Origin of the sequence: Phenylobacterium sp. (assembly GCF_030693625.1) — a bacterium.
In the GTDB taxonomy this organism is placed as follows: Bacteria; Pseudomonadota; Alphaproteobacteria; order Caulobacterales; family Caulobacteraceae; genus Phenylobacterium; species Phenylobacterium ferrooxidans.
In genome coordinates this window covers 61,685-86,533 of the sequence record NZ_JAUYAF010000018.1, presented here as the reverse complement: position 1 = coordinate 86,533, position 24,849 = coordinate 61,685, and the positions used below count along the sequence as shown (strand labels likewise).

Here is a 24,849-nt window from a genome sequence, read left to right as displayed (position 1 = left end):
CGGCTCCAAAGACCGGCGGCCCTTCACAGAGGCCGGTGGTCTGGGAGTGGATGGACGTGAGGACTTCCTTCGGATTTCGACGCGCTGTTAGCGCGGGGGCGGCGCTCGCTGTCGGCCTCTCCCTCGTTGGAGCCGCCCAGTCGGCGGAGCCGCAGAAGGCTCGCAACGTCATCCTGTTCGTCGGCGACGGCATGGGGGTTTCGACCCTCACGGCCGCGCGCATCTATCAGGGTCAGCTGCGGGGGGTCGATGGCGCCTCGAACCGGCTGACCTTTGAACGCTTCCCCAACCTCGCCCTGGTGAAGACCTATTCGGCCGACAGCCTGGTGACCGACTCGGCCAATGGCGCCTCGGCCATGATGACCGGGGTGCGGACCATCAACGGCGCCTTGGGTGTCGACGCGACCGTCAATCGCCAGAGCTGTGCGTCGGCCATCGCCGGCCGGGTCGACACCCTGGCCGAACTGGTCAAGCAGCGAGGAATGTCGACGGGCGCCGTCAGCACCGCGGCCATCACCGACGCCACGCCGGCGGCGCTCTACGCCCATACCAGCGCCCGCAGCTGGCAAGGGGACTTCGCCATGCCGAAGGAAGCCGCCGCCGAGGGATGCGTCGATATCGCCCGCCAACTGGTGGACGCCCCCGAAGCCATGAGGCTGGACGTGGCCCTGGGCGGCGGGGCGACCTTCTTCACCCCGGCCAAGCGGCTCGACGGCCGCGACCTGACGCGGGAATGGGCCAGGCGGCCCAATGCGGCCTTCGTTGACACCGCCGAGGGCCTGTCCAAGCTGCCCAAGGGAACGCGCCACCTTCTGGGTCTGTTCGCCGGAGAAAGCATGGCCCGCGAGAGCAGCCGCCCGGTCCAGGCGCCGCGCCTGACGGACATGACCAAGGCCGCGATCTCGCTGCTGTCCCAGAACCCCAAGGGCTATTTCCTGATGGTGGAGGGCGGACTGATCGACAAGGCCCACCACGCCGGCCTGGTCCGCGACGCCCTGAACGAGACCGTGGAGTTCGACGCCGCCATCGACCAGGCCCTGGCCATGACCGACCGGGCCGACACCCTGATCCTGGTGACGGCCGATCACAGCCACGGCCTGACAATCAACGGCGGACACCGCGATAGCCCGATCCTGGGCCTGGTCACTGACGCGCAGGGCAAGCCCAGGCTGGCGGGGGACGGCAAGGCCTACGGCATCCTGAACTATCAGACGGGTCCAGGCGGTCCCAAGGCCGGGGAGAGCCGCGTCGACCCCACGACGGTGAATACGCTGGCACCCGGCTATCGCGCCCCGGCCGGCATTCAGATGAACAGCGCGGCCCATACGGGGGAGGACGTCGCCGCCTACGCCCAGGGACCGGGGGCCGATCGCCTGGGCGGCCTGATCGACCAGACCGACATCTTCGAGGTCATGCGCGAGGCCCTCGGCATCCGGGCGCCGAAGCGGGCCGCCAAACCCTAGGGGCGGCCCCGCTTCCGGACTGGACGACGTCAGGGTTGCCCCGGGGCCCGCGCCCGGCCATATCCACGGGATGGAAGAGAGCCTGTTAGCCGATGTCGTCGCCGCCGCCCTGAAGGCCGGCGCCGACGCCGCTGAAGCCGTCGGCGCCGAGCGCGCCGCCCTGAGCATCAATGTCCGCCTGGGCAAGCTGGAAGAGGTGGAGCGCGAGGAGTCCCGCGACCTTGGTTTGCGGGTCTTCGTCGGCAAGCAGCAGGCCACCGTCTCCGGCTCCGACGTCTCGGCCGAGGCCCGCGCCAAGCTGGTGGAACGCGCCGTGGCCATGGCCCGTCTCGCGCCGGAGGACCCCTATGCCGGCCTCGCCGACGCCAGCCGCCTGGCGCGAGGCCCCTTCCCGGACCTCGACCTCTACGACAGCTCCGAGCCGACGCCGGAGCAGCTGGAGGATCGCGCCCGCGCCGCCGAGGAGGCCGGCCGCGCCATGCCCCGCGTCGCCAACTCCGACGGCGGATCGGCCTCCACCTCCTCGGGCCAATGGCGGCTGGTGACCTCGGGCGGCTTTTCCGGCGTTCATCGCGCTTCGAGCTATTCCATCGGCGTCTCGGTGATCGCCAGCGACGGCGACGAGATGGAAGGCGGCTATGACGGCCGCTCCACCCGCTGGCAGGCCGACCTGCCGACGCCCGAGAGCATCGGGGCGGAGGCCGGACGCCGCGCGGCGGCGAGGCTGGGCGCCCGCAAGATCAACTCGACCACCGCCCCGGTGATCTTCGAAAACCGCCTGGCCATGTCGCTGATCGGTCCGCTGATCGGCGCCATTTCCGGTCCCGCCATCGCGCGGGGCAACTCCTTCCTGAAGGACAGGCTGGGGGCCCAGGTCTTCTCCAAGGGGATCAACGTCACCGACGACCCGCACAAGGTGCGCGGCCTGGGCTCCTCGCCCTTCGACGACGAGGGGGTGGGCAATCGCGCCTGGAACCTGATCGACGACGGCGTGCTCAGCACCTGGCTGATGAACTCCTCCTCCGCCCGCCAGCTGGGCCTGAACACCACCGGTCACGCCTCGCGCGGACTCGCGGGTCCCCCGGGCGTCTCCACCACCAACCTGACCCTGCAGCCCGGAACCAAGACCCAGGCGGAACTGATGGCCGACGCCGGCAGCGGCGTCCTGATCACCTCGATGTTCGGCCCCTCGCTCAACGGCAATACCGGCGACTGGTCAGTGGGCTGCGCCGGCTTCTGGTTCGAGAACGGCGTCCTGGCCTATCCGGTGGCTGAGATCACCGTGGCCGGCAACCTGATCGACATCTATGCCCGCCTGATCCCCGGATCGGACCTGGAGTTCCGGGGTTCGGCCAATGCGCCGTCGATCCTCGTGGACGGACTGGCCATAGCCGGGAAATGACCGATGCGGGCGCCGATCTGGAGCTGATCGTCGCCGCGGCCCTGGAGGCCGGCCGCCTTGCGGTACGCATGCGCGACGAGGGCCTGAGCGTCGAGATCAAGTCCGACAACACCCAGGTCACCAACGCCGACCTCGCCACCGACGCGCTGCTGACCCAACGCCTGCGCGCCGCACGGCCGGACTATGGCTGGCTGTCGGAAGAGACCGCCGACAACACCGACCGACTGTCCAATCGCCGGCTCTTCGTCGTCGACCCCATCGACGGCACCCGGGCCTTCATTCGCGACCGGCCCTGGTGGGCGGTCTCCATCGCCGTGGTGGAGGATGGTCTGCCGATCGCCGGCGTGGTCTTCGCGCCTGATGTCGAGGAGACCTACACCGCCGTCGCCGGCCAGGGCTCGCACATGAACGGGGAGCTGATCCGCGCCAGCGCCTGCGACCTGGTGGAGGGCTGCGGCATGATCGGCGACCAGCGGATGTTCGAGCATCCCTCCTGGCCACAGGCCTGGCCGGCCATGCGGATCGAGGCCCGCAATTCGACGGCCTACCGCATGTGCCTTGTGGCCTCGGGCGCCTTCGACGCGGCCATCGCCATCGTGCGCAAAAGCGACTGGGACCTGGCCGCCGCCGATCTGATCGCTCGCGAGGCCGGCGCCTATTGCGGGGATCATCTTGGCCGCCCCTTCGCCTACAATCGCGCAGAACCCTCGCAGTCCAGCCTCGTCTGCGCCGCGCCGCGACTGGCGCCATTGATCCTTAACCGCGTCGGGCATATCGCCTTGAGGAATTGATTCACTTCGGAAACCTCAGCCATGCCCGACAAGCAGCTCCTGCACCTCGTCATCGGTGGCGAACTTGAAGACCTCGAGCACAATACCTTTCGCGACCTGACCAAGGTCGATCTGGTGGGCGCCTACGCCAGCCACGCCGAGGCGGTCGCCGCGTGGCGGATGAAGGCCCAGTCGACGGTGGACAACGCCCTGATGCGATACTTCATCATCCACGCCCACAAGCTGCTCGAGCCCGACAAGGACGATCATCACGACCACTAGGCCGGGCGCGGCCGCCAGCGATAGTGGCCCACCGGCTTGAGCTGCAGGAGGATGCCGAGGCTCTCCTCCCGCGCGCCCTGGCCGATGTTATGGACCACGCGGGTGAGCCCGCCGGTGGCCGTGACGATCCCCACATGCGGCCGGTCGCCGATCAGCAGGCGCCAGGTCAGGATGTCGCCCACCGCCAGAGGCTCCGGGAATCCCCGCCCGAAGGCCGGCCGCCTGGCGCGCCAGATCTGGGCGCCAATCCGCCCCCAATAGGTCTCCAGGTTCAGCACCCGGCGATGGTCGATATTGGTGTCAGGCTTGGCCAGGCTCCAGGCCTGGGGATAGGCGCCGAAGTGTCGGGTCATGTCCCCGTGGATGAGCTGTTGAAGGTCCGCCCTCCAGGCGTCGCGGGCCGCGCGGATCACCACGTCGCAGCAGACCCCGGTGGTCCGCGGGACATCGCCCCCCGGATAGGCGAGCCGCACATAGGCCGGGTCATAGCCGGTGGTGACGCCCACCTGAGCGCGAGCCGCCCGCGCCAGGGCCTCGCCCGGGTCACCCGCCGCCTGAGCCCAGGCCGGCGCGGCCATCAGGCCACCGATCAGGGCGCGGCGTGTGGGCATGGTTCTACTCCCGTTTGAGCAGGCCCTCGGTGAGCAGCCGGCCCCACATCTGGCTGCGGAAATCGGCCTTTATTTTGGCCTCGTCGTAAGCGGGGCTGTCGACCCATTCGAGGAAGGTCTGGCCGGCCGGTTCACCCTCCGCCAGGTAGCGCTCGAAGGTGTAGTCCAGCACCCCGGTCTTGCCCTGCTTGATGTGCAGGTACTTGAGCGACAGCTGCTCCAGGGCCTCACCGATCGTCTTGCCCTGCCGGAAGTGCATGTAGAAGACGCTCATGATCCCGGCCCGGTCCGCCCCGGACTTGCAGTGCATCAGCGCTGGGTACTCGATGGTCTCGAACAGCGCCTTCGCGCCGTGCACCCGCGCGCGGCTGGGGACCTCGCGGCTGGTGATGGTGAAGTCCACCATGGTCAGGCCGAGCCGTTGGCAGGCGTCCTTCTCCAGGGCGTGGAAGCTGGCGTCGAACCCGCCGCGCAGGTTGATGATGGTCTTGACGCCGCGGCGCTTCCACGCCGCCAGCTGGAACGGCCAGGGCTGGTTGGTGCGCACCAGCTCGTCGCTGATCCAGTGGGCGTTGGAGAAGCCCAGCCGCAGATAGGCGTGGTCGTTCCAGAGATAGTTCAGCGTCGTGGAAATCCGCCCGCCGGGCGTGGAGAGATCGAAGTCGGCCAAGGGGGGCTCCGGGTGTTCGGCCCCTAACTAGGCCGTGACGCCGCCAAACGGAAGCGCGGCGGGTGGTCCCAGCTATTGCAGCAGGGTGAGCGTATTGCCCGCCGGATCCTTGAAGTGGGCCAGGGTCCCGCCCCACGGCATCTTCTCCGGCGGTCCCAGGAAGGGCACGCCCTTGGCCTTCAGGGCCTCATAGGTCGCCTGGATGTCGTCCACCTGGATCGAGGTCCCGACGAAGCGGCCCACCAGGTTCTCGTCCTCATGGCTCCCGTCGTCGCGCTCGACGATCAAGTCGATCCCGAGGTCGTAGCCGACCGCCATCTCCATGTCCCACTTGGCTGTCAGACTCAGGGTCTCCCCATAGAATCGCCTGGCGGCCGCCATGTCATCGACCCAGATCCGCAGTCCGTAGATCTTCATCTGGCGCACCCCCTCATCCATGCGGCGCCGCATCTTAGCGCATCGCCGGAAGCTTGACTTCCCGTCCCTGACAGCCGACCCCAGGATGATGACCGCGCCTACCACCGAGCCCGAGCTTTCGGCCCGCGCCCTGATCGCGCGGATCGCCGGGGTCTATATGCGGCCCCGCTGGAAGGCCTGGACCTGCGCCATGCTGGCCGCCATCGCCGTGGCGGCGCTGTCGGCCAAGCTGGTTCAGATCTTCGAGCCGGCGATCAACGACCTGCTGGTCAACCACAAGCCCGGCGCCCTGGTGATGGTGCCCCTGACCATCGCCGCCCTGGCCATCGGCCGGGCGCTGGCCCAGGTGATCCAGGCCTCCCTGGTCAACCAGATCGGCAACGCCGTGGTGGGCGATGTTCAGGTGCAGCTGTTCGGCAAGCTGGTTCGCGCCGACCTCGCCCACCTGCGGACCCAGCACTCCGGCGCCTATGTCTCGTCGGTGCTGTATGACGCCAGCCTGATCCGGGAAGCGGCCACGTCCGGGGTGATCAACTACACCCAGCACGCCCTGACGGTGATCGGCGCCATCACCGTGATGGTCTCCAACGATCTGCTGCTGTCCCTGACCCTGGTGGCCGCCGCCCCCCTGACCGGCTTCATCATGCGCCGGTTCTCCAAGAAGACCACCAAGGCCGCCAAGGGAGCCATGGCCGAGACCTCGGCCCTCTCCACCGCCATCATGGAAAGCCTGGACGGGGTTCGGGTGGTGAAGATCGAGAACCGCGAATCCTACGAGGAGGCCCGGGTCGCCGAGGTGGTGCAGCGCCGCCAGAAGCATCTGGTGAAGGGTGCCAATGCGCGGGCCCGCGCCGCCCCGGCCACCGAGCTGGTGATGACCCTGATCACGGCGGCCGTCATCGCCTATGCCGGCTGGCGCTCGCAGTCGGGCGACATGAACGTCGGGGCCTTCATGGCCTTCCTCCTGGCCCTGGGGTTGGCCTCCCAGTCCCTGCGCCAGCTCTCCAACCTGGCGACGGTGATGGCCGAGGGGATGAGCGCGGCGCGCCGCCTGTTCGCCGCCCTGGACGTCGAACCCGAAGTGCGGGAGCAGCCGGGGGCCGCCCCCCTGCCCCGCGGCGAGACCACGATCTGCTTCAAGGGCGTCAGCTTCGCCTATGCCGGCGGTCCGCCCACCCTGCGGGACGTGACCCTGGAGGTCCGCCGCGGCGAGACCGTCGCCCTGGTGGGCCCCTCCGGGGGCGGCAAGACCACCATCCTGAACCTGATCCCCCGCTTCTACGACGCCACCGACGGTGGAGTGACCATTGACGGCGTGGACATCCGCGACGTGACCCTGGCCTCCCTGCGCGCCCAGATCGCCCTGGTGACGCAGGAACCCTTCCTGTTCGACGACACCATCCGCGCCAACATCGCCTATGCGCGTCCCGACGCCAGTCAGGCGGAGATCGAGACCGCCGCCAGGGCCGCCGCCGCTCACGACTTCATCCTCTCCCTGCCCGCCGGCTACGACACCCTGGTGGGCGAGGCCGGGGCCCGACTGTCGGGCGGCCAGAGGCAGCGGATCGCCATCGCGCGCGCCTTCCTGAAGGACGCCCCCATCCTGCTGCTGGACGAGGCCACCAGCGCGCTCGACACCGAAAGCGAGGCCCAGGTCCAGGCCGCCCTGGCCCGCCTGATGGCCGGACGCACCACCATTCTGATCGCTCACCGCCTGTCGACCGTGCGCGGCGCCGACCGCATCTATGTGATCGACAAGGGCCAGGTCGTGGAGACCGGCGACCACGATTCCCTGATCAAGAAGCGCGGCCTCTATGCGCGCCTGGCCCGCAGCCAGGACCTCGAGGCCGAGACCGCCGCGTGAAGAAGTTCATCCGCCGCCCAGCCGTTCAGGCCTTCCTGGGCTGGGTCCTGGCCGGCTATATGAGCCTGATCCGCCACAGCGTGCGCTGGCGCCACGAGAACCTCGCGGCGGTGAACCCCGTGCTGAGCGCCGAGCCAGGGGTTATCGCCCTGCTCTGGCACGGCCGCATCCCGGTGGCCCTGACCATCGCCCCGGTCCTGAAACAATCCAAGCTCGCCCACTGCCTGGTGTCGCCCTCGGCCGACGGGGAGTTCTTCGCCCAGGCCATGGCTCACAACGGCTTCCCCTCCATCCGCGCCTCCTCGGCCAAGAAGGGCGACTCGGCCAAGGCCCGCGCCTTGGTGGCCGCCTTCCGCGAGGCCATGTCCTGGGTGAAGGGCGGCGGGGTGCTGATCGTCACGCCCGATGGCCCCCGCGGTCCCAACGAGGTGATGGCGCCTGGGGCCCTGCAGATCGCCCGGCGCACGGGCGCGCCGGTGCTGCTGGTGGGCCTGGCTGTCTCTCCCGCCAAACGGCTGGGGAGCTGGGACACCGCCATGGTCGCCGCCCCCTTCGGCCGGGGCTCGGCGATCTGGGAGGGGCCCTACTACGTTCCGGCCGACGCCGACGACGCGGCCATCGAGGCGCTCACCGCCGACTGGGCGGCCAGGCTGTCGGCGGCCACCCGTCAGGCCGAGGCGAGGGTGTCGGCGGATTGATCCGACGCGCACGGGGTGAGACATAGGGGCATGGCCCACGATCACTCGCATCATGACCACCAGGACCATGATCATCACGATCACGGCGGGCATAGCCATGCCCATGGCGGCCACGGCCACAGCCATGCGCCCAAGGACTTTGGCCGCGCCTTCGCCGTCGGGGTGGGGCTGAATTTCGCGTTCGTCCTGGCCGAGGTCGCCGCGGGCCTGTGGTCCGGGTCCCTGGCCCTGCTGGCCGACGCCGGCCACAATCTCTCTGACGTGCTGAGCCTGCTACTGGCCTGGGGCGCGACCGTACTGGCCCGCCGGGCGCCCAGGGCCAACCGCACCTACGGCCTGCGCAAGGCCACCATCCTGGCCTCGCTGGCCAACGCCGTCCTCCTCCTGGTGGCGGTAGGCGTCATCGTCTCCGAGGCCGTGCGCCGCTTCGCCGAGCCCGCCGATGTCGCCACCGCGCCGGTGATGATCGTCGCGGCCATCGGGGTGGTGATCAACACGGCGACGGCCCTTATGTTCATGCGCGGCCACGACGATCTCAATGTCCGCGGGGCCTTCCTGCACATGGCTAGCGACGCAGCCGTAAGTCTGGCGGTGGTGATCGGCGCAGGCGCGATGGCCCTGACCGGCCTCGGCTGGATCGACCCGGCGCTCAGCCTGGTCATCGCCGGGGTCATCGTCCTGGGGACCTGGGGCCTGCTGAAGGACTCTGTGAACCTGGCCCTCGACGCCGCGCCCAAGGGGATCGATGTGGCCGAGGTGCGCGGCTGGCTCACCGCCCTGCCCGGCGTCACCGATGTCCACGACCTGCACGTCTGGGCGATGAGCACCACCGAGACGGCGATGACCGCCCACGTCACGCGACCCGACAACCCTGACGGCGACGCCTTCCTGCACGCCGCCTGCGAGGGTCTCGAGAAGAGGTTCAAGATCGGCCACTGCACCCTGCAGGTGGAGACCGGCGGGACCGAGGTCTGCCGGCTCTCGCCCGCGGAAGCCGTGTGAGACGCCCGCTCTCCCTCCAGCTCTACGCCGCCGCCCTGGGTCTTCTGGAACCGCTCGCCGGGCCCCTGCTGGCGCGGCGGGTGAAGGCCGGCAAGGAGGACGCCGCGCGGCTGGGGGAGCGGCTGGGCCACGCCAACGTCACCCGCCCCGAGGGCCGGTTGGTCTGGCTTCATGGGGTCAGTGTCGGCGAGAGCATGTCCCTGCTGCCCCTGGTCAGCGCCCTGAAGGCCAGGCGGCCGGAACTGGCGCTGCTGGTCACCTCGGGCACACGGACCTCCGCCGAGCTGCTGGCCAAACGCCTGCCCGCCCAGGTGATCCACCAGTACATCCCCCTGGACGCGCCGGGCGCCGTGCGCCGCTTCCTCGATCATTGGGAGCCCGACCTTGGCGTCCTGGTGGAGAGCGAGCTCTGGCCCAACCTGATCCTTGGCGCCCATGAGCGTAGGGTGAAACTGGCCCTCCTCTCCGCCCGGATGACGGAGGGCAGCGCCCAGGGCTGGGCCAAGGTCCCCGCCGCCGCCAAGCTGGTGCTAGACGCCTTCGACCTGATCGCGCCGCAGGAGACCGAGACACAGATGCGGCTCAAGCGCCTCGGCGCGCGCACGAGCCAGCTGCTGAACCTCAAGACGGTGGGCGAGGCCCTGCCCGTCGACGCCGCAGAACTGGCGCGCCTGAAGACAGCGGTCGGCGATCGCCGCGTGGTCCTGGCCGCCAACACCCATCCGGGCGAGGACGAGATCGTCATCGAGGGGTTCCGGCAGGCTGAGCTGGCCGACACCTTGCTGGTGATCGCGCCTCGACACCCCGGGCGGGGCGAAGCGATCGCGGGCCTGCTGGCCGGTTTCGAAGTCGCCCGGCGGGCGGCAGGCGAGCCCCTGACGGCCAAGACCACCGCCTATGTGGCCGACACCCTCGGCGAGATGGGGCTGCTCTACAGCCTGGCGGACGTGGTGGTGATGGGCGGCGGCTTCCTGCCCGGGATCGGCGGCCACAATCCCCTGGAGCCGGCCCGCCTGGAAAAGCCGATCCTGACCGGGCCCCATACCTTCAACGCCGCATCCCTCTATGCCGACCTCTTCGCCCAGGCAGCCGCCATCGAGGCCGCCGACAGCACGAACCTGGCCCGGCATCTGAGGGGTCTCGACACCTACCCGCACATCGGCCGCCGGATGGGCGAGGCCGCCCTGGCCTATGCCGACCGCCAGGGCGGGGCCCTGGACCAAGCCATGGCCCTGCTCGAACCCCTGCTGCCGGCATGAAGCTGTCCACGCCCCGCTGGTGGTACGTTCGCGACCACGCCCCGGCGCCCGTCAGCCGCGCCCTGCTGACACCGTTGTCCTGGATCTGGGCGGCGGTGACGGCGCGGCGGATCGCCAAGACCACCCCCATCGACCCCGGCGTGCCGGTGATCTGCGTCGGCAACCTCACCGCCGGGGGCACGGGCAAGACCCCCGTGGTGCGTGAACTGCTGAGGCGTCTGCGCGCGCGGCACGTCGATGCGCATGGACTGTCCAAGGGCTATGGCGGATCCCTTGAAGGGCCCGTGCAGGTGGACCCGACCGGGCACACGGCGGCCCAGGTGGGCGACGAGCCGCTGATGCTGGCCGGCGACGCGCCGATCTGGATCTCGCGCAACCGGGCCAACGGCGCCCTGGCGGCCGCCTGGGCCGGCGCCCAGGCCGTGGTGATGGACGACGGCCACCAGAACCCCTCCATCAAGAAGACCCTGTCCCTGGTGGTGGTGGACGGCGAGACTCGCAACAACGAATGGCCGCTCGGTGACGGGGCGGTCTTCCCCGCCGGTCCTCTGCGCGAGCCCCTGGCCGTCGGTCTGGCCCGGGCCGACGCGGTGATCCTGATGCTGCCGTCGGACGTGGAGGCGCCCGATCCTGACCTGGTGGCGGTGTTCGCCGGCAAGCCCGTGCTGATCGCCCGGCTGGCGCCCACGGCCCCGCCCCCGTCAGGGCCGCAGGTCGGGTTCGCCGGCGTCGGCAAGCCGTGGAAGGTGGAGCGGTCCCTCGAGGCTTCGGGATGCGACCTGAAGGACTTCGCGCCCTTCCCCGACCACAGGGCCTATGACGAACGTACCCTGCAGGCCCTGGCCGACCGCGCGGCGACCTTCGGTGCGGGGCTGGTGACCACCGAAAAGGACTGGGCGCGCCTGCCGCCGGCGTGGCGCGCGAAGATCAGCGCCTGGCCGGTCGCAGCGGTGTTCGAGGACGACGCCGCCCTCGAGGCGCTGCTGGACCTAGCCCTTAAACCTTAGCGCCGGCCTTCTGGGCGTAGGCCCAGCTGGCCTTGGCCAGCTGCGGCACGCGCAGGGCCATGGCGGCGGCCTGCGGGCTGTTGGCCGTACCGTCCCGGGCGCGGCCCACGATCCCCTGACAGATCCCGGCCAGCCGGAACATGTTGTAGGAGAAGAACCAGTTGAGGTCGTGCAGGGCCTCGCGGTTGGTCAGCCGGCAGTATTCGGCGACGTACTCGTCCAGGGTCGGGATGCCGTGCGCCTTGAGGTCGGGGATAGCCGAGATGCCGCCATTGACCCAGTTCATCAGCAGATAGGTGAAGTCGGCCAGGGGCTCGCCCAGGGTCGAGAGCTCCCAGTCCAGGACCGCCACCACCCGCGGCTCAGTGGCGTGCAGCACCATGTTGTCCAGGCGGTAGTCGCCGTGCACGACGGAGGTGCGCTCCTGCTCAGGCAGGCTCTCGGGCAGCCACTTGATCAGCCGCTCCATCTCCTCGATGTGCTCGGTCTCGCTGGCCTTGTACTGCTTGGTCCAGCGATCGACCTGACGGCCCATATAGTTGCCCGGCCGGCCATAGTCGCCCAGGCCGATGGCCTCGTGGTCGGTGTTGTGCAGGTCAGCCAGGGTCTTGAGCTTGGCCATGTAGATGGCGTGGCGCTCGGCCGGCTCGTACTGGGGCAGGCTCTGATCCCAGAGGATGCGGCCCTCCACCATGTCCATCACGTAGAACATGGTGCCGATGACGCTGTCGTCGACGCACAGGCCCCAGGACTTGGCCACCGGGAAACCGGTGGTGTGCAGGGCGGTGATCACCTTGTACTCGCGGTCCACAGCGTGGGCCGAGGGCAGCAGCTTGCCCGGCGGCTTGCGGCGCAGGACGTATTTCTTGTTCGGGGTCACCAGCTGGTAGGTGGGGTTCGACTGCCCGCCCTTGAACTGACGGACCTCCAGGGGCCCGGCATAGCCCGCGACATTGGCTTCCATCCAGGCGGCCAGGGCGGCTTCGTCGAACTTGTGGCTCTCCACGACCTCTTTGGTGCCGGTGTTGAGCTGCTCGCGCGCCTGCTCGGTGACTTCGGCCATGGGCGTTCCCCTTGTTCTCTTACGCGTGTTTGAAAACACCATACCGACCCCCCAGCCCTGACGGCAAGGCAAGAGGCGATCTTCATACCGGAACTTCGAAGATCAGGCGGTCTTGCCCAGCACGCGCCAGCCGATGTCGGAGCGGTGGAAGCCGCCGGGCAGTTGGATCTGGGCCACCGCCGCATAGGCCCTGTCGCGGGCCGCCTGCAGGCTGGGCCCCCGCGCGCAGACATTCAGCACCCGGCCGCCGCTGGCCCGCAGCGTTCCGTCGCCGTCCCGCGAGGTCCCGGCGTGGAAGACCACCACGTCCGGGCCGAAGTCCTGCTCGGCCCCGGTGATGGCGGCCCCGGTCCTGGGGGCGTCGGGATAGCCTTCGGCGGCGATGACGACGCACATGGCCGCCTCGTCGCGCCACACGGGCGCGGGCATCTGGTCCAGGGTCCCGGTGGCGCAGGCCAGCAGATAGGGGACCAGGTCGCTCTCCAGCCGCAGCATCAGCACCTGGCACTCGGGATCGCCGAACCGGACGTTGAATTCCACCAGCTTGGGACCGTCCGCGGTCGCCATCAGCTCCACGAACAGCACGCCGCGATAGGGGGCCCCCTCCGCCGCGATCCCGGCGAAGGCGCGCTCGGCCAGGCGCTCGCGCGTCTGGTCCATCAGGGCCGGGGTGAAGACCGGCGCGGGGGAATAGGTGCCCATGCCGCCGGTGTTGGGCCCCTGCTCGTTGTCATAGGCCCGCTTGTGATCCTGGGCGCCGCCGAACAGGATCGAGGTCTTGCCGTCGCACAGGGCGAACAGCGATCCGATCTCGCCCACCAGGAACTCCTCGATCACCACCCGTGCGCCAGCGGTTCCGAACCGGCCCCCAAGGGCGTCGTCGATGGCGGCCTCGGCGGTCGTCAGGTCTTCGGCGATCACCACGCCCTTGCCGGCCGCGAGGCCGTCGGCCTTGATCACGTAGGGCGGCTTGAAGCCGGCGAGGGCGGCCTTGGCCATGGCGGCGTCCTCGAACACGCCATAGGCCGAGGTTGGTAGGCTGTGACGGTCGCAGAAGGCCTTGGTGAAGGCCTTGGAGCTCTCAAGCTGGCCGGCCTGCGCGACCGGCCCGAAGCAGGGAATGGAGCCCTCGGCCAGGGCGTCGGCGAGGCCCGCCTCGACGGAGACCTCGGGCCCGATCACCACCAGGTCGGCGGCGATCTCCCGGGCCAGGGCCACCAGGGCCGGCACGTCATTGGGCTTGATCGGCCTCAGCTCCCCCAGGGCCGTCATGCCGGGGTTGCCGGGCGCGATCACCAGGCGCCCCAGGAGCGGCGAGGCCGCGATCTTCCAGGCCAGGGCATGTTCGCGCCCGCCCGAACCGACGAGGAGGATGTTCATGATGCGCTTTCGCCCGATAGACCCAGCCGGTCAAGCGGCAGCCATGCTGAGGAAGAGTCTAGCTGCGGCTCAGATCCTTTGAGCTCCATAGAAATTGAGCAACCTGAATAGCAGCAACAATGTGTGGCCCTATGCAGTTACTCCATAAGAGATGCCGGCTTGACCCTAAGGGCAGAAGCAATTCGCTCAACATTATCTAGAGAGAGATTCCTCTCCGCTCGTTCAATTGCCCCGATGTAGGTACGGTGAAGACCTGCTTCGGCTGCAAGCGCCTCCTGACTCATGCCCAATGACGCGCGCAGTCTCTTTACGTTGTCGGCGACGGTGCGACGCAATCTTGATGGCGGCCCCTTCATCCTCCAACGATCACGAAGTGATGACTCTACGTCGACAGACGATAGGTAGCATTGCTAGTGATGACGATAAGTAGCATTCTCCTAGTTCGTCAGGGCCGCCGTAGCGCTTTTGGATAAGGCAATGCTCCACCACTCTTCGAACAGGCGAGAACCGCGTCAAGCCGTCGAGCGACACCGTCTAGCTCCGGTGCATTGGCAGTTGGGGCATGCTCAATGAACGCCATCCAGCCAATCATCGTGTGCGACCAGTGGCTGAAATTGAACGCTCGCATCCAAGCGCTGACGCTAAGATGGGCGGAGGTGGAAAGCTCCCTCGCGCGTGACTACAACTGGCTAAGTCTAAGCGAGACAGCTCAGGAAAATTTAGGCCCGGCGCACGAATTGCGTGATATTGACGCGCGTCTCGACGAACTATTTAAGCAACGTGAGGAGTTGTCAGCCGTCGTTCTAAAATTGAGCGCCACAACTTACGATGCCATTTATGCAAAATTGTCTGTATTGGCAGCCCTAGTCGACCCTGAGGATCATCCGGCAGCACATAACCTCGTCATCAGTACGGTAAACGAGCTCAGAGCACTGAATGCGAGCCATCGCCGCCGTAGGGCATAGGCGCGAGTGATTACGGACTACGCGCGCCTGCATTCTCGAATCTAGGTCAGTGACGCCCGAATTTGACTAGCTTGTGCTTTCGCCTGCTACCCGGTGGGTCAAGCCGCCAGGGCTTGTCCCATCGCACCCGGTTGTGATCTTAGGTCCGCGAGCCCCTGGCGGGCGCCTTCCGATGGACGATTGATGCCCACCACCCTCCGCGACTGCCTGGCCGCCAAGGCCTGCCAACCGTCCCTCACCGACCTCATTCTGGCGGTCGTGCAGACCAGCGCCGAGATCAGCGCTCTGGTGCGTCGCGGGGCGCTGGGGGAGGTGTTCGGGGCGCTCGAGAGCCAAAACGTCCAGGGCGAAGTCCAGAAGAAGCTGGACGTCATCTCCAACGACATGCTGCTGGAAAGCTGCGGCGCGTCGCAAGCTCTGATGGCCATGGCCTCGGAGGAGATGGACGACATCCATCCGGTCCGCGACCTCACGCCCGAGGGTGGCTACCTGCTGCTGTTTGATCCCCTGGACGGCTCCAGCAACATCGACGTCAACGTCTCCATCGGCACGATCTTCTCGATCCTGCCCGCGCCCCGCGTGGACACCCCGCGCCCGGCCGTCGTGGCGGATTTCCTGCAGAAGGGCCGCGCGCAGGTCGCCGCCGGCTACGTGGTCTATGGCCCGCAGACCACCCTTGTCCTGACCCTTGGCGACGGCGTCGACGCCTTCACCCTGGACCCGGAAACCGGCGACTGGCTGCAGACCGGGTCTGGCGTGACCATACCGGTGGAGACCAAGGAGTACGCGATCAACGCCTCGAACCTGCGCCATTGGGCGCCGGCGGTGCGCGGCTATATCGAGACCTGCCTGGAGGGCGAGACCGGACCCCGGGGCAAGAACTTCAACATGCGCTGGATCGCGTCGATGGTGGCCGACGTCCACCGGATCATGATGCGCGGCGGCGTCTTCCTCTACCCCTGGGACGCGCGCGAGCCCGACCGGGCCGGCAAGCTGCGCCTGATGTACGAGGCCAACCCGATGTCGATGCTGGTGGAGCAGGCGGGCGGCGCGGCCTTCGATGGCCACGGTCCCATCCTCGACGCCGAGGTCACCGACCTGCACCAGCGGATTTCCGTGATGCTGGGCTCACGCGCCGAGGTCGAGCACCTGGAACGCCTGCACCGAGACGCCTGAAGTCAGGCGTCCATATCCAGGGAGTAGCCGGCCGAGCGCACCGTGCGGATGGGATCGGCCTCGGCTTCCTGACGGTTGAGGGCCTTGCGCAGGCGGCCGATGTGGACGTCCACCGTGCGGGCCTCGACATAGACGTCCGAGCCCCAGACGGCGTCCAGCAGCTGCTCGCGCGAGAATACCCGTCCCGGATGCTGCATCAGATAGTCCAGCAGCCGGAATTCGGTCGGACCGAGGTGGATCTCGCTGCCGGCCCGCTTCACCCGGTGCGCCACGCGGTCGATCACCAGGTCACCGATATGGACACGGTCCTCGGCGAGGCCCGGGCGGATGCGCCGCAGCACGGCGCGGATGCGCGCCGAGAGCTCGCTCATGGCGAAGGGCTTTATGATGTAGTCGTCGGCGCCGGTGTCGAGGCCGCGGATGCGATCGCTCTCCTCGCCCCGCGCCGTCAGCATGATGATCGGGATGTTGCGGGTCTCGCTGCGCTGGCGGAGCCGGCGGCACACCTCGATGCCCGAGACCTTGGGCAGCATCCAGTCCAGCACCACCAGGTCGGGCAGGCGCTCGCTGACCTGGGTCAGGGCCTCCTCGCCGTCCGTGGCGACGGCCACGTCGTAGCCTTCCTTCTCGAGGTTGTACTGCAGCAGGGTGGAAAGAGCGTCCTCGTCTTCCACCACCAGGATGTAGGGGATCATTCTCAGATTTCCTTCGCCAGGGCGTCAGTCTTGGGCCGGGCCGAGCCGATCGTCTCGGCCCCGGTGATTTCGTAGTGGATGATCTCGGCGATGTTGGTGGCGTGGTCCCCGATGCGCTCGAGGTTCTTGGCCACGAACAGCATGTGGGCGCAGGCGGTGATCGTGCGCGGATCGCCCATCATGTAGGTCAGCAGTTCGCGGAACAGGCTGTTGTAGTGCTCGTCCACCTCGTCGTCGCGGGACCAGACGGCGAGCGCCCGGTCCAGATCCGACGCGGTATAGGCGTCCAGCACGTCCTTCAGCCGGCCCAGGACCAGCTTGCCCATCCGCTCGATGGAGCGGGTCAGGGGGCTCATGGGCTCGGCTTCGGTCAGCACCAGGGTGCGCTTGGCGATGTTCTTGGCCAGGTCCCCGCAGCGTTCGAGGTTCATGGCGATCTTCATGGCCGCCACGGTCTTGCGCAGGTCATTGGCCATGGGCTGGCGCAGGGCGATCAGCCGGATCGCCTTGCGCTCGATGTCGGCTTCCAGGACATCCAGCCGCTCGTCGCGGGCGACAACGGCCTCGGCCAGGGTGGTGTCGCGGCGGACGACTGCGTCGATGCCGTCGCCGACCTGGGCCTCCGTCAGGCCGCCCATCCGGGCGCACTCGGCGGTCAGCGTGTTCAACTCGTCTTCGTAGGATTTGACGATGTGCTCGTTCATGTCCGTTCCCCTAGCCGAACCGGCCGGTGATGTAGTCCTGGGTGCGGCTGTCGCGCGGGTTGGTGAAGATCTCCCCGGTAGGACCGGCCTCCACCAGCTTGCCCAGGTGGAAGAAGGCGGTCTTCTGCGACACCCGCGCGGCCTGGGCCATGGAGTGGGTGACGATGACGATGCAGTACTGGTTGCGCAGCTCGTCGATCAGTTCCTCGATCCGCGCCGTGGCGATGGGGTCCAGGGCCGAGCAGGGCTCGTCCATCAGGATCACCTCGGGGGAGACGGCGATGGCGCGGGCGATCACCAAGCGCTGCTGCTGGCCGCCGGACAGGCCGGTTCCGGGTTGGTGCAGTCGGTCGGCCACCTCGCCCCAAAGGCCGGCCTTCTTCAGCGAGGTTTCCACCAGGGCCTCCAGCTCGGACTTGCTGGTGGTCAGGCCGTGGATGCGGGCCCCGTAGGCGACGTTCTCGAAGATGGTCTTGGGAAAGGGATTGGGCTTCTGGAACACCATGCCCACCCGGCCGCGCAAGATGACGGGGTCGATGGCCCGGTCGTTGACGTCCTCGCCGTCGAGTTCGATCCGACCGCGGACCGTGGCGCCGGGGATGGTGTCGTTCATCCGATTGATGCAACGCAGGAAGGTCGACTTGCCGCAGCCGGAGGGACCGATCAGGGCTGTCACCGCCTTTTCCGGCACGTCCAGGGAAACGTCGAACAGAGCCTGCTTGTCACCGTAGAAGACGTTGACGTCGCGGGCGCGGATTTTGATCGCGTGCTGGGGACCGCCGGCGTGGGCGCGGTCGACGGTGATATGGACGGGCGCCGAGCCGTGGGCCTGGCTGTCGTCACGCTGGGCGGGCATGGGGGACCTTGGGATTTGACGCCGGATCATCTGACTACCACCGGCGTTCGAAGCGGCGGCGCAGGAGGATCGCAGCCAGGTTCATGATGATCATGAAGGCGAGGAGGACGAGAATCGCCGCGGCGGTGCGCTCATGGAAGGCGCGCTCCGAGGCATTTTCCCAGATGAAGACCTGGACCGGCAGGACGGTGGCCGCCCCGGTGAAGCCCTCGGGCACGCCGGGCACGAAGGAGATCATGCCGATCATCAGCAGGGGGGCGGTCTCGCCGAGCGCGTGAGCCAGCGACAGGATCGCGCCGGTCATGACGCCCGGCATGGCCAGGGGCAGGACATGGTGGAACACGGTCTGGGTGCGCGAGGCGCCGACCCCCAGGGCCGCTTCCCGGATGGAGGGGGGCACCGCCTTCAGCGCCGAGCGGGTGGCGATGATCACCGTGGGCAGGGCCATCAGCGCCAGGACCAGCCCGCCCACCAGGGGCGAGGACCGGGGCACGTGCATCCAGTTGATGAACACCGCCAGGCCGAGCAGGCCGTAGACGATGGAGGGCACGGCGGCGAGGTTGTTGATGTTGACCTCAATCAGGTCGGTCCAGCGGTTCTTGGGCGCGAACTCTTCCAGATAGGTCGCCGCCAGCACCCCGATGGGCACGGCCAGAACCGCGGTCACCAGCAGCATCATGGCCGAGCCGACCACGGCGCCGAGCACGCCGGCCTGTTCCGGCTCGGTGGAGTCGGACTTGGTGAGGAAGTCCAGGTTGAAGCCCTTCGAGACGGCGCCGGAGGCCTGCATCTTGTCGAGCCAGGTGAGCTGACGGTCGTCGAGCTTGCGCTCGTCCTGCGGCGTGGAGCGCTTCAGCTCACCCTTGTAGTAGAGCGCGGCGTCGGCCTTCACGGGGCCGCTCAGGGTGACCTGCTTGCCGATCAGGGACGGATCATCCCGGACCATCTCCAGGAGCTGGTAGCCGAAGTCGTTGGAGATGATGTCCATCATCTTGCCCGACGCCTCGCCGGACTCGTCGTCGGTCTCGCCCATCCTGGCCAGCATCTGTTCGGCCACAAGCCGGTCGAAATTGGAGCCGACGATGTCGGCCGCGTTCACCTTCGCGGGGTCGACATAGATGGTCTGGGTGACCTGGTAGTCGATGAAGGTGGAATAGCCCTGCAGGCCGATCCGGCCCACCAGCATCACGAGGAAGCCGAGGGCGAAGACGATCGCCAGCTGGCCGTACAGCCGGAAGCGTCGCTCCTGGGCGTAGCGCTTCTTCAGACGCGTCTCCAGCCCTTGGCGGAAGGCGGTCTTGTCCTTGGGGAGGGCGCCGTCAGTCATACTGTTCCCGGTACTTCTGGACGATGCGCAGGGCGATCACGTTCAGGATGAAGGTCATCACGAAGAGGGTCAGGCCCAGTCCGAAGGCTGAAAGGGTCTTGGGGCTGTCGAATTCCTGGTCACCGGTCAGCAGGGTGACGATCTGCACCGTCACGGTGGTCACCGTATCGAGCGGATTGAGCGTGGTCTTGGCCTGAAGCCCCGCGGCCATGGTGACGATCATGGTCTCGCCAATGGCCCGCGACACCGCCAGCAGCATGGCCGCCATGATGCCCGGCAGGGCGGCGGGCAGGACCACCAGCTTCACCGTTTCCGAGCGGGTGGCGCCCATGGCCAGGCTGCCGTCCCGCAGGGAGTGGGGCACGGCGTTCATGATGTCGTCGGAGAGGGACGAAACGAAGGGGATCAGCATGATCCCCATCACGGCGCCCGCCACCAGGGCCATCTGGTTCTGCACCTGGCTGAGATAGATGCCGAGGCTGTCCAGCGGGCCGCCGATCAACAGGGCGCCCAGGTTGTTGAAGGCCTCACGGAAGATCGGCCCGACGGTCAAGGCGGCGAAGAAGCCGTAGACCACGGTCGGCACGCCGGCGAGGATCTCCAGCAGCGGCTTGACCACCCCTCGCGTCAGGGGATTGGCGTATTCCGAAAGGTAGATCGCCGAGTAAAGGCCGATGGGAGCCGCCACCAGCATGGCGATCATCATGATGAGGAAGGTGCCTGCGAACAGCGGCACCGCGCCGAACGCGCCCTTGGAAGCGTACTGGTCGCTGCGCATGGCGATCTGCGGGTCCCACTGGGTCCCGAACAGGAAGTCGACCGGCGACACCGACTGGAAGAAGCGCCAGCTCTCCCAGACCAGGGAGCCGACAATGCCGACGGTGGTGAGGATGGCGGTGACCGCGCAGGCCAGGAACAGGACGGCGATCCATCCCTCAACCCGGTTGCGAGCCCGGAAGGTCGGGCCAATGCGGGGATAGGCCAGGGCGAGGCCGGCCAGACCCACCACCACGCCCGCGGCGAGCGCGCCGTACTGGATGAGCTGCTCCAGGCGCTTGGCCTGGGCGGCCTTGGCCTCGATGGCGGTCTTTAGGTCTCCGGCATAGACCGTCTCGCTGGCCTGCGAGCCGTGGGCCAGGGCCCGGGCGTCGTCATAAAAGACATTCTGGCCCTGGGGGGTCAGCGCCGAAACCGCGGCGGGCGGGTCCGCGCGCAGCAGGGCGGCCTCCATGCGGCCGCCGAGCATGGCCGCGGCCAGGACGATCAGGGCCGCGGGCAGGCCGGCCCACAGGGCGACATAGCTGCCATGATAGCCCGGCAGGGAGTGGAACGAGCCCGACTTGACGGTCGACGCCAGGCGCTGGGCCTTGTGACGTCCAAAGGCATAGGTGGCGCCGGAGAACAGGAAGAGCGCCAGCAAGGCGATCCAGGTGAGCATCGCGGCTCCCAAGCCAGAACAAGATGGGAGGTCATCCCACGCCGCGCGGAACCTGCCTGCGCAATACTGTCCGCTTACGACACTTCTACGACGGTTTTGTAACAGCCCCCGGAGATGGGACGGCTGGCAGGGCGAGAGAGCCCGGAATCAGCGGGAAATAGGCGCTGAAGGTCGCCCCCTCCCCCTCCACGCTCTCCACCGCCAGGCCCCCGCGGTGGCGGTTCATGATGTGCTTGACGATGGCCAGGCCCAGGCCGGTGCCGGACCGCTCGCCGCTCTTCTGGCCTTCGACCCGGTAGAATCGCTCGGTCAGCCGCGGCAGGTGCTCACGCTTCAGGCCCACACCGGAGTCGGTGACCCGCAGCGCGGCATAGAGATCAGGGCCGTGGTCGGGCGTCAGCAGGGACAGTCGCGCCGACTGCGCCCTCAAGGGCGCGGCGGCCGCGTCCGCGGTCAGCCCGCTCACCAGGGCGATCTTCACAGATCCTTCGCGTGGCGAGTACTTCAGCGCGTTGTCCACCAGGTTCTGAGCGACCTGCACGATCTGGTCCCGATCGCCCGAGACCACGGCGACGCCGCGGGGCGGCAGGCAGGGAACCAGGGTCACGCCGCGCTCTCGGGCGAGCGGTCCCAGGGCGTCGATCACATCCATCACCGCGGACGCCAGGTCGGTCTCGCCTTGAGGGGCGATGTGCTCGTTGAGCTCGATCCGCGAGAGCGACAAGAGGTCGTCGATAAGGCGCGCCATCCGTTCGGCCTGGGTCGACATGATGGTGAGGAACTTCTCCCGCGCGCCCTCGTCGGTGCGGGCGTGGCCGCGCAGGGTTTCAATGAACCCGGAGAGGGAGGCCAGCGGGGTGCGTAGCTCGTGGCTGGCGTTGGCCAGGAAATCGGCCCGGGTCTGCTCGGCTCGGCGGATGTCGGTCTCGTCACGGAGCACCAGCAGGGCCAGGCGTGAACCGTCGGGCGCTTCGCCCAGGGGCTTGGCGAAGGCCTTCAGGACCCGGGCCTGGGCGCCGCCCATCTCATAGACCGCTTGACTGTCGAGGCCGCCGAACAAGGCCTCGTCCACCGCCTCCAGCACCTGGGGATCGCGGATGGCGGTGACCAGCAGGCCTGCCTCAAACTGAATCCGCAGCAGGTCGCGGGCGGCGTCATTCACCATGACGAAACGCCGACCTGTGAGGTCATCGGGTTCATGGGCGGCGATCACCAGCACCGGATCGGGCAGCGCGTTGATGATGCTGACATAGGGCGGCGCGTTTTCGTGCGGCGGACGCGTGGGCACCAGGGGTGGCTGTCCCTCGGGATCGACCACACGGGCGCTTCGCCAGACCACCGCCAGAACCAACACCGTGAGGGCGGCCGCCGTCCAGGTAGCCACGTCCGGCTCGGCCAGCCCCCCAGCGCCCAGGGCCAGCACAGCAAGGATTCCCAGCCCGCCAGTGATCAGCGCCGGGCCCGAAAGCCGGAGCCATCCGCGCGGCGGCGTCTGCGACAAAACGATTCTCCGCGGCTGCAAAGTTTGAGCAGGCCCGAGACTTATGACACTGACATGACATCGGCCCAAGTGGTGGGGCGATTCGAAATCTACGACCGGTTCAAAAACAACCTCTACTTATCCGATAGGCTTTGTCCGATCTCCACGGACCACAGTCTCGGAAAACTCAGACAACCGAGGGGCCAGAGGCCAGATGGCTTTTAAATCGAAACTGCTTCTGGGGGCCGCAGGTCTTGTCCTGGCCTGGCCCGGCCTGGCCGCGGCCGATCCCGCGACCGACGCCAAGATCGCAGCCCTTGAGGCGCAACTGTCGCTGCTGCAGGCCCAGATCGCCGACCTGAAGGTCTCGACAGCCGCCAGCATCGCCGCCTTGCCGGCCGCCCCGGCCCCCGCGCCGGCCAGGGTGACCACGGCCTCCATCGCGGGCGGCAAGCCGACCATCAGCTCCTCCGATGGCGCCTTCTCCGCCACCCTTCACGGGGTGATGCAACTCGACACCGCCAAGTACGACCAGCACGACCGCCTGCCGGCCGCCGTCACCGTCCGCGATCTGTCGGGCGGCGCGAACTTCCGCCGCGCCCGCATCGGCGTCGACGGCAAGGTTTTCGGCGCCTTCGACTACAATATCCTCTTCGATTTCGGCGGGTCTGGAGCCGAGGATTCCGGGCGGATCCAGGAAATGTGGGTGCAGTATTCCGGCCTCAAGCCGCTGCGCTTCCGGGTTGGGGCCTTTGCGCCGCCGCTCGGCCTCGAAGACGCGGCCTCCACCAACGGAGCCCTGTTCCCGGAACGTCCGGCCGTGGCCGACATCGCCCGCGGCCTGGCCGGCGGCGACACTCGCATCGGCGCCGGCGTCATCGGTAACGGCGACCGCTGGTTCGCTTCCGCCATCGCCACCGGCGCCCTGGTTCAGAGCCTCAATTCCGGGACCACGGCCTTCAACGCCCCGGCGTTCGACGAACAGCAGGGCTACGCCCTGCGGGTCGCGGGCACACCGCTCCATGGCGCCGACTGGATGATTCATGTGGGCGCGAACGCCAGCATCGTGGCCCAGCCCACCGACCTGGGCGCGGCCGCCGGGACCCGCTACGCCCTGCAGCTGCGCGAGCGTCCTGAACTGCGGGTCGACGGCTCCCGCCTGGTGGACACCGGGCAGATCGACGCCAGGGGCGCCCAGGCCTACGGCCTGGAATTGGCCGCCCAGAAGCAGAACCTGTACCTCCAGGCCGAGTACGTCGATTTCTCCATCGACCGCCGCAACCCGGCCGCCGGCGCCTCCGACCCCAGCTTCAACGGCTGGTATGCTCAGGGCAGCTGGGTGCTGACCGGTGAGCGCCGCAAGTACAACACCACGACAGCGGCCTTCGACGCGCCTGGCGTCGACAAGCCGTTCGATCGCGCGAACGGCCAGTGGGGCGCGTGGGAGCTCGCGGCGCGCTATTCGACCGTCGATCTCAACTACGCGGAAAACAGCCCGATAGTCGCCGAGCGGGTGCGCGGTGGAGAGCAGGTTATCTGGACCCTCGGCGTCAACTGGTTCCCCAACCCCGCCGTCAAGTTCATGCTCGACTATTATGACGTCAGCGTGGAGCGGAAGAACGCCGCCGGGGCCGCCATCGGCCAGGACTACCGCGCCGTGAACCTGCGATCCCAGATCGCCTTCTAGGCCTCCGAGACTCAGAACAGAGATCGCGCCCCGTCCACGCCGCCTGCAAAGCCGCGGCCCACGACCGGGCGCGGCTTCGCCTGCCCTTGGCTCGGAACACCATCGGCCAGAGCCTTTCTCGCAGGCGTTTCGCAACCCGCGACTTGGACGCCCGTTCTGTGGCCTCGAAGAGGGCCCACGCCATGAACAATCTCTCGATGACCGATATCGTGGGCACGCTGGCGGCGCTCTGCTCCATGGCCAGCTTCACCCCCCAGATCATCAAGATCTGGCGCGAGAAGGACGCCACCTCCGTCTCCCTGCGGATGTATGTGGTCACGGTGACCGGGTTCGCCCTTTGGATCGCCTACGGCATTCTTATCGGAAGTTGGCCGGTGGCCGCCTCCAACGTCGTCTGCCTGGCGCTGTCGGCCGCGATCCTGGCCCTCAAGTGGCGCTTCCGCGAATATCGGAGCTGAGGACCACGCCGGTTGGCGCCGCGACCACCGCGCTCTAGATTGCCGCCAACCGCGGGCGAACGCCCCGCACATGACCAACCCCCAATCGCGGCCGACGGCGCCTCAGACTCCCGAGCCCTCACGCGTGACAGGACGCCGAGATGTCGAACAACCGCTTTGCCCCGGCTGACGCCGC

25 protein-coding genes are annotated in these 24,849 nt (G+C 68.2%); 13 read left to right on the top strand and 12 right to left on the bottom strand.

Features of this window, described 5'->3' with window-relative positions; translation table 11 throughout:
- Positions 1 to 50: 50 nt before the first annotated feature.
- The 4 genes from Q8N10_RS02930 to Q8N10_RS02915 all read left to right on the top strand — a co-directional run bounded on the left by Q8N10_RS02930 (position 51) and on the right by Q8N10_RS02915 (position 3,917).
- Entirely contained in the window at positions 51 to 1,463 is a 1,413-nt protein-coding gene (locus Q8N10_RS02930) for an alkaline phosphatase (protein ID WP_370690193.1), read from the top strand.
- Positions 1,464 to 1,533: 70 nt separating this feature from the next.
- Positions 1,534 to 2,865, top strand: coding sequence for a TldD/PmbA family protein (locus tag Q8N10_RS02925; RefSeq protein ID WP_304777038.1), 1,332 nt, complete (start codon positions 1,534 to 1,536; stop codon positions 2,863 to 2,865).
- Positions 2,862 to 3,656, top strand: coding sequence for a 3'(2'),5'-bisphosphate nucleotidase CysQ (locus Q8N10_RS02920; protein WP_304777037.1), 795 nt, complete (start codon positions 2,862 to 2,864; stop codon positions 3,654 to 3,656). The genes Q8N10_RS02925 and Q8N10_RS02920 overlap by 4 nt, the downstream gene beginning before the upstream one ends.
- A 21-nt stretch (positions 3,657 to 3,677) precedes the next feature.
- Entirely contained in the window at positions 3,678 to 3,917 is a 240-nt protein-coding gene (locus tag Q8N10_RS02915; RefSeq protein ID WP_304777036.1) for a DUF4170 domain-containing protein, read from the top strand.
- Here the strand turns inward: Q8N10_RS02915 and Q8N10_RS02910 are convergent.
- The 3 genes from Q8N10_RS02910 to Q8N10_RS02900 form a co-directional block, all read right to left on the bottom strand.
- A complete protein-coding gene (locus Q8N10_RS02910; protein ID WP_304777035.1) occupies positions 3,914 to 4,528 on the bottom strand; it encodes a DUF1287 domain-containing protein in 615 nt (204 codons plus the stop codon). The genes Q8N10_RS02915 and Q8N10_RS02910 overlap by 4 nt on opposite strands.
- Before the next feature lie 4 nt (positions 4,529 to 4,532).
- Complete coding sequence (locus Q8N10_RS02905) at positions 4,533 to 5,198, bottom strand: beta-lactamase hydrolase domain-containing protein (RefSeq protein ID WP_304777034.1); 666 nt, start codon at positions 5,196 to 5,198, stop codon at positions 4,533 to 4,535.
- 72 nt (positions 5,199 to 5,270) lie between these two features.
- Positions 5,271 to 5,615: a VOC family protein gene (locus Q8N10_RS02900; protein WP_305663863.1), complete on the bottom strand. Its 345-nt coding sequence runs from the start codon at positions 5,613 to 5,615 to the stop codon at positions 5,271 to 5,273.
- Positions 5,616 to 5,703: 88 nt separating this feature from the next.
- On the opposite strand from Q8N10_RS02900, the gene Q8N10_RS02895 reads away from it, so the two are divergent.
- From Q8N10_RS02895 to lpxK, 5 genes are read left to right on the top strand one after another with little or no spacing between them, the layout of a single operon-like run.
- Positions 5,704 to 7,479, top strand: coding sequence for an ABC transporter ATP-binding protein (locus Q8N10_RS02895; protein ID WP_304777032.1), 1,776 nt, complete (start codon positions 5,704 to 5,706; stop codon positions 7,477 to 7,479).
- Positions 7,476 to 8,177, top strand: coding sequence for a lysophospholipid acyltransferase family protein (locus Q8N10_RS02890; protein ID WP_304777031.1), 702 nt, complete (start codon positions 7,476 to 7,478; stop codon positions 8,175 to 8,177). Before Q8N10_RS02895 ends, Q8N10_RS02890 begins: the two co-directional genes overlap by 4 nt.
- 30 nt (positions 8,178 to 8,207) lie before the next feature.
- Positions 8,208 to 9,179 carry a cation diffusion facilitator family transporter gene (locus Q8N10_RS02885; RefSeq protein WP_304777030.1) on the top strand — a complete coding sequence of 324 codons (972 nt, stop codon included), beginning with the start codon at positions 8,208 to 8,210 and terminating at the stop codon, positions 9,177 to 9,179.
- Positions 9,176 to 10,438, top strand: coding sequence for a 3-deoxy-D-manno-octulosonic acid transferase (locus tag Q8N10_RS02880; protein ID WP_304777029.1), 1,263 nt, complete (start codon positions 9,176 to 9,178; stop codon positions 10,436 to 10,438). Before Q8N10_RS02885 ends, Q8N10_RS02880 begins: the two co-directional genes overlap by 4 nt.
- Positions 10,435 to 11,445 (top strand): tetraacyldisaccharide 4'-kinase, encoded by a 1,011-nt coding sequence (lpxK, locus tag Q8N10_RS02875; protein WP_304777028.1) that lies wholly within the window; start codon positions 10,435 to 10,437, stop codon positions 11,443 to 11,445. The genes Q8N10_RS02880 and lpxK overlap by 4 nt, the downstream gene beginning before the upstream one ends.
- Here lpxK and Q8N10_RS02870 read toward each other — a convergent pair.
- From Q8N10_RS02870 to Q8N10_RS02860, 3 genes are all read right to left on the bottom strand, one after another.
- Entirely contained in the window at positions 11,435 to 12,508 is a 1,074-nt protein-coding gene (locus Q8N10_RS02870; RefSeq protein WP_304777027.1) for a phosphotransferase family protein, read from the bottom strand. The genes lpxK and Q8N10_RS02870 overlap by 11 nt on opposite strands.
- Positions 12,509 to 12,610: 102 nt before the next feature.
- Entirely contained in the window at positions 12,611 to 13,888 is a 1,278-nt protein-coding gene (purD, locus tag Q8N10_RS02865) for a phosphoribosylamine--glycine ligase (RefSeq protein ID WP_304777026.1), read from the bottom strand.
- Between the two features lie 137 nt (positions 13,889 to 14,025).
- A complete protein-coding gene (locus tag Q8N10_RS02860; RefSeq protein WP_304777025.1) occupies positions 14,026 to 14,244 on the bottom strand; it encodes a helix-turn-helix domain-containing protein in 219 nt (72 codons plus the stop codon).
- A 213-nt stretch (positions 14,245 to 14,457) separates the two neighbouring features.
- Between Q8N10_RS02860 and Q8N10_RS02855 the strand changes: the two genes are divergently transcribed.
- Positions 14,458 to 14,853 (top strand): hypothetical protein, encoded by a 396-nt coding sequence (locus Q8N10_RS02855; protein ID WP_304777024.1) that lies wholly within the window; start codon positions 14,458 to 14,460, stop codon positions 14,851 to 14,853.
- Between the two features lie 183 nt (positions 14,854 to 15,036).
- The gene (locus tag Q8N10_RS02850) at positions 15,037 to 16,029 is read left to right on the top strand and encodes a class 1 fructose-bisphosphatase (RefSeq protein WP_304777023.1); all 993 of its coding nucleotides are present in this window, start codon (positions 15,037 to 15,039) and stop codon (positions 16,027 to 16,029) included.
- 2 nt (positions 16,030 to 16,031) lie between these two features.
- Here the strand turns inward: Q8N10_RS02850 and phoB are convergent, their stop codons facing one another.
- The 6 genes from phoB to Q8N10_RS02820 form a co-directional block, all read right to left on the bottom strand.
- Positions 16,032 to 16,724 (bottom strand): phosphate regulon transcriptional regulator PhoB, encoded by a 693-nt coding sequence (gene phoB, locus Q8N10_RS02845; RefSeq protein ID WP_304777022.1) that lies wholly within the window; start codon positions 16,722 to 16,724, stop codon positions 16,032 to 16,034.
- Between the two features lie 2 nt (positions 16,725 to 16,726).
- On the bottom strand, positions 16,727 to 17,428 hold the full coding sequence (phoU, locus tag Q8N10_RS02840; RefSeq protein WP_304777021.1) for a phosphate signaling complex protein PhoU: 702 nt from the start codon (positions 17,426 to 17,428) through the stop codon (positions 16,727 to 16,729).
- A 10-nt stretch (positions 17,429 to 17,438) separates the two neighbouring features.
- Positions 17,439 to 18,284 (bottom strand): phosphate ABC transporter ATP-binding protein PstB, encoded by an 846-nt coding sequence (gene pstB / locus Q8N10_RS02835; protein ID WP_304777020.1) that lies wholly within the window; start codon positions 18,282 to 18,284, stop codon positions 17,439 to 17,441.
- A gap of 34 nt (positions 18,285 to 18,318) precedes the next feature.
- On the bottom strand, positions 18,319 to 19,611 hold the full coding sequence (pstA, locus tag Q8N10_RS02830; protein ID WP_304777019.1) for a phosphate ABC transporter permease PstA: 1,293 nt from the start codon (positions 19,609 to 19,611) through the stop codon (positions 18,319 to 18,321).
- A complete protein-coding gene (gene pstC, locus Q8N10_RS02825) occupies positions 19,604 to 21,049 on the bottom strand; it encodes a phosphate ABC transporter permease subunit PstC (protein WP_304777018.1) in 1,446 nt (481 codons plus the stop codon). Before pstC ends, pstA begins: the two co-directional genes overlap by 8 nt.
- An 85-nt stretch (positions 21,050 to 21,134) precedes the next feature.
- Entirely contained in the window at positions 21,135 to 22,550 is a 1,416-nt protein-coding gene (locus Q8N10_RS02820) for a cell wall metabolism sensor histidine kinase WalK (protein ID WP_304777017.1), read from the bottom strand.
- 193 nt (positions 22,551 to 22,743) lie between these two features.
- Between Q8N10_RS02820 and Q8N10_RS02815 the strand changes: the two genes are divergently transcribed.
- Both Q8N10_RS02815 and Q8N10_RS02810 read left to right on the top strand, forming a co-directional pair.
- The gene (locus Q8N10_RS02815) at positions 22,744 to 24,216 is read left to right on the top strand and encodes an OprO/OprP family phosphate-selective porin (RefSeq protein ID WP_304777016.1); all 1,473 of its coding nucleotides are present in this window, start codon (positions 22,744 to 22,746) and stop codon (positions 24,214 to 24,216) included.
- A gap of 182 nt (positions 24,217 to 24,398) precedes the next feature.
- Positions 24,399 to 24,674 (top strand): SemiSWEET family sugar transporter, encoded by a 276-nt coding sequence (locus tag Q8N10_RS02810; RefSeq protein WP_304777015.1) that lies wholly within the window; start codon positions 24,399 to 24,401, stop codon positions 24,672 to 24,674.
- Positions 24,675 to 24,849 lie beyond the last annotated feature (175 nt).